This window comes from Jannaschia sp. 2305UL9-9 (genome assembly GCF_041403465.1).
Lineage (GTDB): Bacteria > Pseudomonadota > Alphaproteobacteria > Rhodobacterales > Rhodobacteraceae > Jannaschia.
Genome location: NZ_JBGEHM010000009.1, coordinates 24810 through 39022 on the forward strand (window position 1 = coordinate 24810; position 14213 = coordinate 39022).

A 14213-nucleotide genomic window follows, 5' to 3' on the forward strand; every position below is an offset into this window, starting at 1 on the left:
TGGCTGTCAGGGCGCCTCGAACAGGAACGCGATATCGTTGACGAATTGCTCCGTCCTGACATAATGCAGCAGTCGGTCGTGACCGGCGCGGCTCAGAGAGGATCGCAGATCGGGGTCAGCCAGCGCACGATGAACGGTCTCGTCGAGGTCGGCGAAATCCCAGCGGATCGGAAGATAGGTGACACCCGGACTATAGAGGTCCGGTAGTGTATCGAGGTGTTCCATGGACGGTTTCACCAGGACGGCCCCGGTGACGAATGCCTCTATGTCGCGCCAGCACAACTCGCCGTATCCAAATGGGCTGAAGCACAGTTTCGAGTTCTTCATTTCCCGCATGTATGCCTTGCGCGAGAGCCGCCCCGGCGGGGATTGGGTGGTCCCCTCGAGCGCATGGACCGCTTTCATGGCATGGGAGCGCATGGCGGAATACCATTCCGACCCTTTCGTGCCAAGCCTCGTCTGGATGTCGATGCCACGTTCCGTATCCGGCAGGGCCGGCGATTTCGACAGATGGTCGAGGAAGATCGGTGCGGTGTGGAAGTTGGGCCCTGCCCGCAGCTTGGACAGCGATGCCGACGGCACCTGCCAATCTACGGCATCGGCTTCTATCCCGTACAGGTCTCCATAATATTCCGTCAGGTTCGTGTCCCCGCGAAAGGGGCGCAGGTAGAGGCTGCGGTCTTTGAAGAGCGACTTCTTCACGTATACGTCGACATAGGGATCGACGGTCCCCATCAGACGGATATCCGAATGCGCGAATGAATCCATGAAGGCGACGCACGCGGGCCGATGTCGTTCCACCAGCGTTTCCAGAGCATGCGCAAGGCGTCGTCGTTCGACGTCGAACCATGGCTGCACGAGGACCACGTCGCTCTGGCCCGTTGCGATGTGACGCCCGGACAGAAAATCCTCGACCGGCCGAAACCGTATGTCCGTTCCGTATTTCGCGCGAATGCGGTCGGCATAGTAGGCAAAGGGGTAGATCTGCGCCCAGCTGATGGGGTTCGGATGATAATACACCAGAAGGCGCCGATCCACCTTGGCCGAGAAGGGGCGTCCCAGATACGCACGGGCGGCGGCGCCGACCTTCGAGGACAAGACAGATCGGGCTGCTGCCTTGGTAAGGTATCCATCCATCTCGTTCACCTGCAATCGGTCGGGTCGTGCCCGGTTATGGCCCAAGGGCGTCGTGCATCATAGGGCCGGAACCGCATGTGCCTGCCTGTTTCGGCCACCTGCCCCATCGTCGGATCAGGCAAGGCGCCCTGCGCGATCCCTGCAACGACAGCGACACCACGGCCGCCGCCCCCAGGCGCCTCGAATCCGCCTGAACGAGGGCGTTCGCCGTTCACTGAATCAGGGCCCGGCGTCCACTGATGCGGGACAATCGACTAGCGGACCGTATTATGAGACCTCCGCATGGCCCATGGTTAACGCCCCGTCGGCCCCCCTGAATGACCCTTAACCATCTGTATTTCTTTGATCTACGGCGCGCCTGCCTGCCGCTGGGGAACCTGTGTCCGCGTGTGGGGCCGCATGTGGTAATCTTTTGTTAATATTCTTGATTGCGGTCGAATTCTGTCGTAAAGAAACCATAATATATCAAGAACCGAATTTCCTTAACGAGGTCCCAACATGACATCCACGATCAAGACCATCGCGCTCGCTGCGTCCGTCGCAGTTGCAGGTGCTGCCGCTTCCGCTGCCACACTGACTTCCGGTGGTGCTCTGAACATCGGTGATGACGCCAGCATTGCGACGAACATTGCCCCGACCTCGTCGTCGGTGGGCTATACCTTCACGGCGCTGGAAGACATGCGGGTCAACGACTTCATCAGCGTCTCGGCAACCGGCAACCAGTCCGGTGCGTCCATCGCCCAGCTGACCTTCGGATACACCGGCGCCAGCATCAACGACATCACCGGTGCCACGCTGGACTCGACCATCATCCTTCCGGGCAGCACCACTGCATTCGGTGGCGGCACTCTGCCGGGCTTCATCCTGCGTACGGGTGAATCGTTCACCTTCGAATTCCAGAATGGTTCCGCCAGCACGGTCGCGGCCACGATGAACTTCACCACGGCTGCCGTTCCGCTGCCCGCCGGTGGCCTGCTCCTGCTGACGGCTCTGGCCGGTGCCGGTGCGGTCGCCCGTCGCAAGAAGAAAGCCCAGAAGGCCTGATCCTTCAACGGCATGAGAAACACGAAAGGCCTGCGGTTCATACCGCAGGCCTTTTTTCATGTCCGGGGCAATCCCGGGGCCGGCTTCGGCCGGGCATCTCAGTAGTAGTCGCCGTAGCCTGTCCCTTTCGGCTCATAACGACACTTGTTGAGAACCACGCCGAGAACCTCGGTGCGTTCCGCGACATCCCTTTCGCAATCGCTGATCTCGGTCAGGCTGGTCATTCCGGCCGCGGCAACGATCAGGACGCAGTCCACGTTGGACAGAAAACCGATGACGTCGTCGCTGACCCCGATGGGTGGCATGTCGAATATCATCACGGACGGGCGATAATCCTCGGCGATGCCGTTCAAGGCAATGGCCGTATCCGGCGACTGCAGCAGCTCCGCGGCGTTGCCCTGAACGGGCAATGTCGGCGCAATGATCAGATTGTCACGCAGTCGGACGGCATGGTCCGCGAAATCCGCCTGCCCTTCCAGCACGCGCGAAACGTCCAACCCCCGTGGCAGATCGAGGATCGGTGACAGGCCCGGCCGCCTCAGATCAAGCTCGATCACCATGGTATTGAGGTGTTTCTGACGCGCGAAACTGAAGGCCAGGTTGGAAACCACGGTCGATTTTCCGTTCTGCGCCGTCGGCGAGACCACCGCGACCCGGGTCCAGTTCTTGCTCTGCATCCGTTGCAGCATCCGGGTACGCAGCCGATCGAACTCGGCCGTTTCCGAACCACTCTCGAATGCGGTCACCCGGCGGGCCTTCAGCTTTCGATTGTTGAGGTCGGCCATCGGCACGGCGGCCCAGGCGGCCTCCACATCGCTGGGGCGCAGGACCGGCTTGCGGGTCACGTTGCGCGGCGCACCGTCGCGGGCGGCGCGCGCCTTGGCGATGGCGGTCTGGATACGTTCCATCAGGACCCTCCGATCCGAAGCCCGGTCAGAAGCGGGATGTCAGGCAAGCGGTCGAGAATGCTCTGCAAGAGCAGATCGACGGGTTTGTAATAGGTGTCCACGGCCCATACTCCTGCAGGAACCCCCAATATGACCACGAGCAGGACGAAGCCGATCAGCAATCGCCGACCGATGACCTCGCGGCGGGTGCGCATGTAGGACAATGTTCCGATTGGTGTGATGCCCAGACCGCGTTCGATGTCGGCGGCCCGGCGTACGGAGGTGTTGAGCAACTCCAACAGCACGATAAGCGTCAATGCCGCCATGAGGCCGCCGCCGAACCCGGCCAGCAGGATCTTGGGGCGATTGGGACTGTTGGGGGCGTTGGGCGCGACCGCGTTCTCGATGATGGAAATCCGCTGGCCCTTGGACAGGGCCTCGATGGCATCGCCGGTCTCGGCCCGGGCGCGGGCCTCCACCGCACGGTCGTATTGGGAACGGGTATTTTCCAGATCCCGTTGCAGCCCGCCGAGCGTGACCGCATTGTTGGGCGTCGCCTCGATGGTGCGGGCCAACTCTTCCATCTGGGCGGTAATCTGTGTCTGACGCTGTTCCAGGAAGGCAACCTGGTTGTCGATATCCGCGATCTGGATGTCCAGCGGGCTGAGGGCCGGGGTCGAGGCATCGGGCGCGATGGTGTTCACCTGGTTGGCCACGATCTCTTCCAGGGCCTCGATCTGCTGACGCAGGACGCGTTGACGCGGGTTTGCATCCGACATGACCGCCGAGCTGGACGCATATCTTTCCTGCAGGCGTTGCAGTTCCCGCGCCTCGGCGGTCTGGGCCTCGGGGGCGATCACCCCCTGCCCGTTCGTCTGGTCATAAAGCGCTTCGAGATTGCGACGGCGATCGGCAAGCTGATCAAGCTCTCGGCCGATGTCGATCAGGCGTTCCTGCGCAGACAGCAACTGCGAGCGCCGGAACTCCAAGCTCTCCGGAAGGGCGTCCCGGTTCTCCTCCTGGAACAGGGTCAGGCGCGCACTGCTCTGGGCGAGTTCCTGCCCCAGGCGTTCGACTTCTCCTTCGAAGAAATCGACGGTCTGGCCGGACACCGTCGTCCGCATCTCGACGTTCTCTTCGAGGATGAGGGTCACGATCTGGTTGGCCACGGCGGAGGACAGTTCCGCCCGCGCCGCCGAGAAGGTGACATCGACCAAAGTGGCGTTGGAGCGGTTGCGCCGGCTGCCGCCCGTGGTCTCGATCCCGATCCGCGACCGCATGTCCGAGACGATGTCGTCGGGTGAGAGGTCCGCCCGCTCCTCCGCGGTGTAGATGCGGAAACTGTCGGCCATGTCCAGCAGCGTGCCGCGGGCCAGAATCCTCTGTCGGATGATCTGCAGCTGCTCGTTCGCCTCGACCTGGACCGTCGACGCGGCCAATTCGTCCGGGATCTGCTGACTTTCGACAACGAGGCGGGCCTGGGCCACGTAGCGCGGCGGCAGGATCAGCGCGATGGTCGCCCCGAGCGCAGTGCCCAGGATGACCAGCAGAAGGATGTAATGCAGTCTGCGCAGCAGCAGAGAGAGGTAGAAACGGATATCCATCGGCTCATACCCTCCATGTCTTGTCGAGGAGAAGCTGGTCGTTGTTCGCAGCCGACGCAGGTCCGCCGATCAGAAGTCCATCTTCCAGCACCTGCTGAATCGTCCGCTCCTCGACACGCAGCCTGTCGCTCGAATACGTATAGACCATGGCCACATCACACAGCTTGTTGACCAGTCGGGGAACGCCGCCGGTCGCATCGTAGACGAGCTGCATGGCCTGTTTGGAGAAAATCTCGCCCTCCGCCCCCGCGACGGCCAGGCGATGCTTTATGTATTCGGCCACCGTGGTCGCATCCATCGCCCTGAGGTGGAAACTGGCCCCTATCCGCTGAACGAACTGGGTCAGTTCCGGCGCGTGGACAATGTCGCGCAGTTCGGGTTGCCCGACCAGGATCACCTGGACCAGGTCGTCCTTGCCCGAGTTGATGTTGGTCAGCATCCGCAGCTCTTCCAGCGCGTCATGGCTGAGGGCCTGCGCCTCGTCGAAGATCAGCACGACCCGCTGTCCCTGCGCGTAACGGTCGATCAGGAAGGACTGGAACCGCGAGAACAGATCGACATAGGTTTCGCGGGGATCGGACGGCTGATCCAGAGACAGCATCACCCAACGCAGGATGGCATCGCGGTCGCCCTGGGCGTTGGCCACCATTCCGACGATCACGTCCGTTTCAAGCGAGTCGAGCAGATGGTGCAGCAGCGTGGTCTTGCCTGCCCCCACGTCGCCCGTCAGCAGCGTGATCGGAGAGCGGGTCATCAACCCATACTCCAGCATCGTGAACGCCGCCCGATGCGCCGACCCCCAGTACAGAAAAGCCGGATCCGGAGCCAGCGAGAACGGCTGGTCCGTCAACCCAAAATGATCGACATAAAGACTGATGGCAACGCTCGCTGTCGTGGAGGTGGAATGCGGATTTCAAGGCCTGCTCCGACTGTCTATCATACGGCTCACGAGGCACTAGACAGAAATACTCGGACCGGGTGCGTATGGGGCAATGATCACACAGAAACCTTCTCAGCGTGCACAATCCATGGGCCTGCCTGGCGATTGTCTCCCCATCGGAAAGCCATGACGGCGGACAGGTGCAGTTTGTGCCATATTTGGGGCAATAGCCCTGTTAAACTGTCACATTTTAAGATAATTATAACTTGGGCTTGAGCAATTACTGATGCCCGTGCTTTCGGTTCCCTTCGGCTCGACTGCCCGGGCGATGGGGAAATTTATCCGGCAGGAGTGCCTGGATGCCACATGTATTACGGTGTCCGGATGGAGGCTTTTGAACATGTCTTTCATCGATCCCCCCGTCGACTCGGCCGGTCATGACGCGAAGCCACCCATGACTGCCAAGCTTTACTCGGTGTATTTCAAACGCATCCTCGACGTGTCGCTGGTGATCTTCAGCCTTCCGGTGGTGCTGCCGTTCATCGGGATCATGGCGTTGCTGGTGGCCATGGACGGCAGCAATCCGTTCTATTCGCAGATACGCCTGGGCCGGGCCAGTCGCACGTTCCGGATCTGGAAGCTGCGCACCATGGTTCCCGATGCCGACGCCAAGCTGCGCGAATACCTGGACGCGCATCCCTCGGCCCGCAAGGAATGGGGCGCAAAGCAGAAGCTGACGCATGACCCCCGCGTCACCCTCATCGGCCGCATCCTGCGCAAGACATCCATCGACGAGCTGCCGCAGCTGTACAACGTGTTGACCGGCGACATGAGCCTGGTCGGCCCCCGCCCCATGATGATCAACCAGAAGAGCCTGTATCCCGGCCGCGCCTATTTTGCCCTGCGCCCGGGCATCACCGGCCCCTGGCAGGTTTCCGACCGCCACACGTCGACGTTTGCCGCGCGTGCGAAGTTCGATACCGAGTATTACAAGACGCTGTCCTTCGCCGAAGACCTGCGCCTGCTCGTGGCGACGGTACGCGTCGTGCTGCGCGGGACGGGCTGCTGACGGCCAGATGCCGAACTGATCGCCCGCGTCATCCTTTTGCCCTCATTGTGGAAGAAATTGCTGCCATGCGTCTGTTTCGCTGGATAACCGTTCCTGTCCTTCTCGTTGCCCTGGCCGCCTGCCAAAGCTCCGAAGAACGCGCAGAGAACTTCTATCGCTCCGGCGTGGACCTGCGTGAGGCGGGCGACCTGTCGCGCGCAGCCGTCGAATTCCGCAACGTCTTCCGCTACGACGGAGAACACCGCGAAGCGCGCAACGCCCTGGCCGAAGTCCTGCTGGAGCAGGGCAAGCCCGACGCGGCCTTTTCGCAGTATCTGCGCCTGGCCGAACAATACCCCGATGACATCGAGGTGCGCATCGCCCTGAGCACGATCGCCACGAACCTCGAGGCCTGGAACGAACTGCGCCGCCACGGCCCCGCCGCGGTCGACCTGGACCCCGATCGGCCCGAAAGCCGCGCGATTGCGGCCCTGCTCGACTACATGGACGCCAGCGATGCGTCGGAGCCCGACACCGACGGCATGGACGCGGCCCTGACGCAGGCGCTGACCCTGTTGGAGGCAGACGCGGAGAATGCAATCGCCCGCCGCCTGGTGATCATCGGCCACCTGACGAACGGCGACCTGGACCCTGCATTGGCCGAGATCGACAACGCCATCGCGCGTGCCCCCGACGACCTGGCGCTGAATACCCTCAAGCTGCAGGTCCTGAGTTCGCTGGACCGCCCCGCAGAGGTGGAGGCGTTGCTGCTGGATCTGTATGCGCGGTTCCCCGAGAATGCCGAAATCGAAGGCAATCTTGTGGCATGGTATCAGCAGCGCGGGGACCTGGAGGCCGTCGAGGGCCTGTTGCGCAACCGCGCCGGGCCGCGGGATGGCCCCGTCGACGGGCATATCGCCGTCGTCCAGTTCATCCTGCGCACCCGCGGCGCAGAGGCCGCACGCGAGGAGGTGGCGGCCCTGATCGCGGCCAATGCCGACAATCCTGCGGCCATCGATGCCTATACCCGCGCGGACGCGGCCATCGCGTTCGATGCCGGTGACCGGACGGATGCCGTGGACATGCTGAGGGCGCGTCTGGGCACCTCGGACGCAACGGCCGAGACCAACGGCCTGCGGACTCTTCTGGCACAGCTTCTGATCCAATCGGACGATCCGGTGGGTGCCCGGTCGCTGGTCGAACAGGTCCTTTCGATCGAGCCGGGCAATGTCGCCGCCCTGAAGATGCAGGCGGATTGGCTGATCGATGCCGACAAGACGGACGAAGCGATCGCCGCCCTGCGCATGGCCCTGGACCAGGCCCCCAACGATTCCGACATCCTGACCACCATGGCGCGCGCGCATTCCCGCGCAGGCAGCCCGGAACTGGCCGGAGAGCGGCTGGCCCTGGCCCTCGAGATGTCGGGGAACGCCCCGGCCGAGGCCCTGCGCTATGCCCGGTTCCTGTTGAGCGCCGATCGCGACCGCATCGCCCGATCCGTTATCCGGGATGCGGTCGTGGCCAATCCGGGCAATGTCGACCTGTTGACCGAACAGGGACGCCTGGCCCTCATGGCCGGAAACACGGATACCGCACGCGCCGCGATCGCGACCCTGGAACGGATCGAAGGGAATACCCTTGCCACCGACCGGGCCAAGGCCCTGCAGGCTGCCCTCCTGCTGAGTGAACAGCGCTTTGACGAGGGGGTCGCCCTGCTGGAGGCGCGCGCCGACGACGCCGCATCCAGTGCCGTCATCCTGGACGTGGTGCGCACCCGCCTGCAGGCCGGACAGATCGGCGAGGCGCGCGCCTATCTGGCACTGCGCCTCGAAGAACGCCCGGAGGATCCCGGGCTGCTGTTCGCCAACGCCGTCCTGAGGATTGCCGACGGCGAACTGGGCGCCGCCGAGACCGACCTGCGCGGCCTGATCGCCGATTTCCCCGAGGCGCCCGCTCCGGTGCAGCGGCTCTACGGGCTGTTGCAGGCCGACAATCGCCCCGATGAGGCCGAGGCCGTGCTGGCCGACGCCCTGGAACGGATGCCGGAGGCCACTGATCTGTGGCTGCTGCAGGCCGCGCGCTTCGAACAGGTCGGCCAGTTGGAAGAGGCGCTGTCGATCTACGCGCAGCTTTACGAAGTGGACAGCAACAACCTGATCGTCGCCAACAACTACGCCAGCCTGCTCAGCGATCTGCGCGAAGACGACGAAAGCCTTGCGCGGGCACGTGTCGTGGCCCGCCGCCTGAGCGACAGCAATGTTCCCGCCTTCCAGGACACCTATGGCTGGATCGCCTATCGCGATGGCGACTTCCAGGAAGCCCTGACCTATCTGACCCAGGCCGCCGAGGGCATGCCGGACAATCCGGTGGTCCTCTATCATCTGGGCATGGCCTATGCCGCCCTGGAGCGCCCCGAGGAAGCCCGCGCGGCGTTGCAGCGGGCCGTGGATCTGGGCGGCGATCAGCCGTTGCCCCAACTGGGCATCGCGCGCGAAGTCCTCGAGGGGCTTTGATCGTGGGGGGCGTGATCAAGAAGGCACATATGCTTGACGAACATCGACATGTCCCTCTGCCCACAGACCTTGATCTGCCATAGGAATGGGGGAACCTTGTTCGATATCGTCCTGAGAAGACCGCATCATGATCAATCACGCTAAACATCTTCTGGCAGGCTGCCTGCTTGTGCTGTTGTCCGTCTCCGCCGCCGCAGCCCAGGGATATCGGGTCCAGCCCGGCGATGTCCTGCGGATCGAGGTGCTGGAGGACAGCGACCTGAACCGCGATGTGCTGGTCGCCCCCGATGGCGGGATCGTCGTTCCCTTCGCCGGCCAGATCCAGGCGCGGGGCCGGTCGCTCGGTGCGATTCAGAACGACGTGGTCTCGGCCCTGGCGCCGAATTTCGCGGCCGGGCCGACGGTCGTGGTGTCCCTGTCGCGATTGGCCGAGGAAGACCCGCCCCTTCCGGTGACGCCGGCACCCGAGCCGGTGGTCACCATCTTCGCCATCGGCGAGGTCGCCAATGCGGGACGGCTGGAACTGGTTCCGGGCACCCGCCTGCTGCAGGCCCTGGCCCAGTTGGGTGGTTTCTCGGATTTTGCCGCCAGAAAGAGGATCCAGCTGCGCCGCACCAACCCCGTGACCGGCGCCGAGACGATCTATCCGCTGAACTATGAGGCGATCATGTCCGGCCGGAGCCAGAATGGATCGGTCGTGATGCAGGAAGGCGATGTGATCCTCGTGCCGACCCGCCGCCTGTTCGAATAACGCCGGACCGCATGGCCATGGCCCTCTCCCGATCCATCTGTCTGGGGGCCTCCGTATTGACGGGGGTGATGGCACAGCCCGTGCTGGCGCAGGATGCGGGCCCGACCGGTCGCTTGCTGACGCTGGACACGACCTATGGGCTGCAGGCATCCGACAATCCCGATCTCGACACCGACGGCAATGCGCGGTTCGATGCGACGGCCCGGTTCCGCCTCGGTATGCTCACGGCCACCGAGGGGCAATCGTTCCAGGCGGCCCTGGATGGTGGATTGCGCCTGTCGGCAGGGGCCGACGCCGACACGTCCGACCTGGTGGACCCGGCCCTCAGCTTTGCCTACGAGCGGCAGACGCGGAGCGCGGCATTGGAGATCGACGGCAACCTGCGACGCTCCGAAGTCTCTTCGCTGTCGCCGCTGGACCTGTTGCTGGATGAGGATCTGTCCGACGAGGACCTGGAGGATCTGCTGGACGGCACCGTCTCCGACGAGGCGACACGCCTGACGTTCTCGCTGGGCGCATCGCTGGAAACGCGGCGGGATCACCCGTTCGGTGTCACCTATTCGCTGGGCGTCTCGGGCGTGCGCTATTCGGGCGACAACAATACATTCGATGACGATACCCGGCTGACCGGCGGGATCGACATGCGCCTCGACCTGACCGAGACGATCCAGGCGACCAGCAATCTGCGCTATGTCCTGCGCGAGGACGAGGAAAACGAGACCCGTCTGAACCTGGCCATCGGACAGCGCTTTGCCACGTCCCGCCTGGGCCTGCGTCTGGGATTGACGGATCAGGCCACCGGCCTGCGCGGCGATCTGGCCCTGACCGGCGCGATTGATCGTCCCACGGGACGGCTGAGCGGCGAGATCGGCGTGTCGCTCGAGGAAGGCGGCGATCCGGGGCTGATCGGGTCGGCCCGGGCGGCCTTCGATCTGTCCGACGTGTCGGCGGTGACCTTCGATCTGTCGCGGCGTGTCACCCAGATCGAGGATGCGAATGACAATCCCGCGTTGCGCACCGTCACCGCCCTGTCCGGGACGTATGCACAGCAGCTGACCCGCAGCTGGCAGCTGGGCCTCGACACCCGCTACGTGATCACCCGCAGCGATGCGGCCGGCGAAGGCGACGAGGATTTCGGCCAGATCGGCGCCAGCCTGTCGCGGGCCCTGACCCGGGATTGGGCGCTGACCATGGGGGCCAGTCACCGGTTCGAAAAAGATGACGACGGCTCGGACGCGTCAGGGACTGCGGTGTCCTTGTCGCTGAGCCGATCCTTCCAACAAGCCTTCTGAAGGTCTTGGACCGGGCGCATCGTCCTTACTTCTGGCTTGCGGGCGTGCTGATCACGGCCGAGGTGGCCGTCTGGCTGCTGGGGGGTGCGGCGGGGTCCGAAGCAAGCGCGCGCCTGTGGCTGGTCGGGCGGCTCGGCTTCTGGCCCGGTTTGCTGGGGGACTGGCAATCGAACTTCCGCCTTCAGCCCATCACGATGTTTGCCACCTACTGGCTGATCCATGCGGGTCCGATCCATCTGGCAGGCAACATTGCTCTGATCGGTTGGTTCGCTCGGCAGATCGGCCCTGCCCTGCGTCCGTCCGAAACGGTGGAGATCTGGGTCGGCAGCGTGTTGGGCGGTGGTATCGCGTTCGGGGCGCTGTCGCATTCCTTCTCGCCGATGATCGGCGCCTCCGGTGGTGCGTTCGGCCTTCTGGGGGCCTATGTCGCCATCGACCATGTCGACAGCCTTCGGACACGGGGGGTGCGATACGCACGGATCCGGACAGGCATCATCTGCTTCGTCATCCTGACCCTGTCGCTGGTGGATTTCACGCTGCGCGATGCCGTTCTGGCCTGGCAGGCGCACCTTGGCGGCTTCGTGACCGGTCTGGTGCTGACCTGGGCCACGGGGGCCGCGTCACGCCAATCGCCCTGACCCCCCTGCCCTTCCGACCGGCCAGGATCCACGAGGGTGATTCGCGGTTTCGGAGGGCGCCGCCTTTCGAAAGGTAGGTTTGCCGGGCCACGTGCCCGGAATTGCCTCCGGATTCCGGCCAATCGAGGGATATTGCCTCAATCGTGTCGCGAACCTGCCTAAATATTTGCTTCTTTTGAAACGCTATCAGAATCGTGTATAAACAGGGGGATGTTTCGTTTTGCACCCCTCGCTGTTGGTTTCGTTACCGCAACTGCCGCCGCCATGAGCACAGCGGCGCCGGTCGAAGTGACGCCGTCAGATCGCGGCGACTTCGATACGCTGTTGCGGGATCTGGACCTGGGGACGTTGGCGCAGCCCTTCGGCGATGCCGTTCCCGAAATGCGTGGTTTCTTCGTCGATCCTGCGGGGCGGGTGCGGGATGCGCGCATGGGTGCGGCCCATGCCTCCAACGAAGCGGGCCTCATCGTTGGCGAAGGCCCCGCCGAGGGCGGCGTGCACGCCATGCTCTGGTCCGCGGACCAGGAGCCGCGTGATCTGGGTGATCTGCCCGGCGGTCCTGTTGCGGGCGTCGCGCGCGCGGTGAATGCGGCCGGCGTGATCGTCGGACGCGGCCGGACGGCGGACGGGGACCGGGCCTTTGTCTGGGACGAGATCAACGGCATGCGCGATCTGACGGTCGTGACCGATGTCGGTCCGGACGTGATCCTGCTGGATGCCACGGGGATAGACGACGACGGGCGCATTGTCGGTCGGGCCGTGTCGAACGGAATCGAACAGGCGTTCTTGTGGACACCGCAAACGGCCGTTCTGGATCTGGCCGGACCTTCGGACGACGCGCGCGGGCATGTCGCCGATCTGACCGGTATCGGCGGACAGGTCGCGGCGGCCGGCATGGCGCTGTCCGACGATGGCCGCCCCCGGCCGGTGGTCTGGCGTCCCGGCGCGGCAGCCATCGACCTGGGCGACCTGCCCGGCGGGCCGCAGACCGGGTCGGCCCGTGACATCGATGTGAATGGCCGCGTCGTCGGCTACAGCGCCACCGAAGACGGAGACCGCGCGTTTCTATGGACCCCCGACGGCGCCATGAGGGATCTCAACGACCTGATCGATGCGCCCGACGGAATCGTCCTGACAGCCGCTGTTTCGATCATCTCGGATGGTCGTATCCTGGCCTATGGGCCGCAAGGGAGCCATGTTCATTTCTACCGTCTGACCCCGGTGCAGGCGCCCACCGTCCTGGCACAGATGGGGGCGCCCGACAGCGCGATCCTGACCGGATCGCAGACGTATGACATCACCGATCTGGGTGCTTTCGTGGGCACCTCAACCGCGTCTCCGATTCTGTCCATGGACGAAACGGGACGGGTTGTCGGGGCCTGCGACGTACTGATGCCCGCCTGCCCCTACTTGTCCGAGCTAGAGGGGATCACGAACTTCTTTGCCGACGAGGACGGATTGTCGGATCCTGGCTCCGCGGGCGACGCCGGATTCGGCGAGGGTACAGGCGGCGTGTCGTCACCTACCCCCGGCCTTCTGACCGAATTGGGTCCGACGGTGGTGTCGGCGTCCAGCGGCGGCCCTGGTGGAACGCGGCTGGTCTCGACGGGTGGCGGCACGTTTTCCTCGTTCGGCGATGGTGGGCTGCCGATCTTTGGCACCAGCACCAGCAGTGGCGGCACGACCGGGACGACACTGGACCCGAGCGAGGTTGACCTGGGCACGATCGCGGCAGTCCCCCTGCCCCCGGCCTGGCTGGCCCTGTTGGGCGCATTCGGCTTTCTGTCCTTGCTGCGCAGGCGCACCTCCGTCAGCTGATGCGCCCTGCCGGGCATCACGCGCAGCGGCGGACCCCCATGGCAATCAGATCGGATCCCGCCACCTTGTGCACGCCCTGCGTCCGATGGCGCGCCGTATTCATGTACCATCGCCCCAGAGACGGCGGATAATGCTGTGCGATGAAATGTGACGCGCGGTCGAACTGCGCCCGGTCGAGACGCTGCCCCCCGCGCGAAGGACCATGAAAACCGAAGATGGTTCGCGGTGACACACAGGTTTGCGGAAGCCCCAACAGCATCGTGCAGGCCGAGTTGCAGATCGCACCGACGATGCGCACGTCCTGTCCCGATTGGCGCAGGGCACGCACCTGACGCGCCCTTTCCAGAACAGGACCGCCGGGATCATCACCGATCACGACGGGTGCCGAGACGCGGATGTCGCTGGCCTTCGCGGGAAGGGGCAGGACGGCCAAGGCCATCAGAACAAGGCAGGCAAGCGATCTGGCGAGATGTTCTTTGAGCATGCAGGGTCGGGTCCGAACGGTGATTGGCCCGACCATGGGATGCGATCGGTGTGACAATCTCGGGGCAGCCTTGGGGTGATCCTGCGCCCATCCGAGGACAGCGCGGGATTCCCAAGG

At 64.2% G+C, this 14213-nt stretch carries 12 protein-coding genes; 7 read left to right on the forward strand and 5 right to left on the reverse strand.

The genetic code is table 11. The annotated features are described in order from the left end of the window. Positions 1-6: 6 nt before the first annotated feature. Entirely contained in the window at positions 7-1137 is a 1131-nt protein-coding gene (locus V6N07_RS18160; RefSeq protein ID WP_371158427.1) for a glycosyltransferase, read from the reverse strand. A 498-nt stretch (positions 1138-1635) separates the two neighbouring features. Here V6N07_RS18160 and V6N07_RS18165 point away from each other — a divergent pair, with 498 nt between their 5' ends. Next, positions 1636-2181: a VPLPA-CTERM sorting domain-containing protein gene (locus V6N07_RS18165; RefSeq protein WP_371158429.1), complete on the forward strand. Its 546-nt coding sequence runs from the start codon at positions 1636-1638 to the stop codon at positions 2179-2181. Between the two features lie 98 nt (positions 2182-2279). Here V6N07_RS18165 and V6N07_RS18170 read toward each other — a convergent pair whose 3' ends face one another. From V6N07_RS18170 to V6N07_RS18180, 3 genes are read right to left on the reverse strand one after another with little or no spacing between them, the layout of a single operon-like run. Then, positions 2280-3089, reverse strand: a complete 810-nt coding sequence (locus V6N07_RS18170) for a CpsD/CapB family tyrosine-protein kinase (RefSeq protein WP_371158431.1) — start codon at positions 3087-3089, stop codon at positions 2280-2282. Beyond that, the gene (locus V6N07_RS18175) at positions 3089-4672 is read right to left on the reverse strand and encodes a GumC family protein (RefSeq protein ID WP_371158433.1); all 1584 of its coding nucleotides are present in this window, start codon (positions 4670-4672) and stop codon (positions 3089-3091) included. Before V6N07_RS18175 ends, V6N07_RS18170 begins: the two co-directional genes overlap by 1 nt. A gap of 4 nt (positions 4673-4676) precedes the next feature. Continuing rightward, positions 4677-5426, reverse strand: a complete 750-nt coding sequence (locus V6N07_RS18180; protein WP_371158435.1) for an ExeA family protein — start codon at positions 5424-5426, stop codon at positions 4677-4679. A gap of 526 nt (positions 5427-5952) precedes the next feature. On the opposite strand from V6N07_RS18180, the gene V6N07_RS18185 reads away from it, so the two are divergent. From V6N07_RS18185 to V6N07_RS18210, 6 genes are all read left to right on the forward strand, one after another. Further along, positions 5953-6621, forward strand: coding sequence for a sugar transferase (locus tag V6N07_RS18185; protein WP_371158437.1), 669 nt, complete (start codon positions 5953-5955; stop codon positions 6619-6621). A 65-nt stretch (positions 6622-6686) separates the two neighbouring features. Then, positions 6687-9113, forward strand: a complete 2427-nt coding sequence (locus tag V6N07_RS18190; protein WP_371158439.1) for a tetratricopeptide repeat protein — start codon at positions 6687-6689, stop codon at positions 9111-9113. Positions 9114-9240: 127 nt separating this feature from the next. Further along, a complete protein-coding gene (locus V6N07_RS18195) occupies positions 9241-9864 on the forward strand; it encodes a polysaccharide biosynthesis/export family protein (RefSeq protein WP_371158441.1) in 624 nt (207 codons plus the stop codon). A gap of 11 nt (positions 9865-9875) precedes the next feature. After that, on the forward strand, positions 9876-11156 hold the full coding sequence (locus V6N07_RS18200; RefSeq protein WP_371158443.1) for a hypothetical protein: 1281 nt from the start codon (positions 9876-9878) through the stop codon (positions 11154-11156). Between the two features lie 5 nt (positions 11157-11161). After that, positions 11162-11794, forward strand: a complete 633-nt coding sequence (locus V6N07_RS18205) for a rhomboid family intramembrane serine protease (protein ID WP_371158445.1) — start codon at positions 11162-11164, stop codon at positions 11792-11794. Positions 11795-12058: 264 nt separating this feature from the next. After that, positions 12059-13612: a hypothetical protein gene (locus V6N07_RS18210; RefSeq protein ID WP_371158447.1), complete on the forward strand. Its 1554-nt coding sequence runs from the start codon at positions 12059-12061 to the stop codon at positions 13610-13612. A 16-nt stretch (positions 13613-13628) separates the two neighbouring features. On the opposite strand, the gene V6N07_RS18215 is transcribed toward V6N07_RS18210, so the two are convergent. Continuing rightward, on the reverse strand, positions 13629-14096 hold the full coding sequence (locus V6N07_RS18215; protein ID WP_371158449.1) for a hypothetical protein: 468 nt from the start codon (positions 14094-14096) through the stop codon (positions 13629-13631). Positions 14097-14213: the final 117 nt, after the last annotated feature.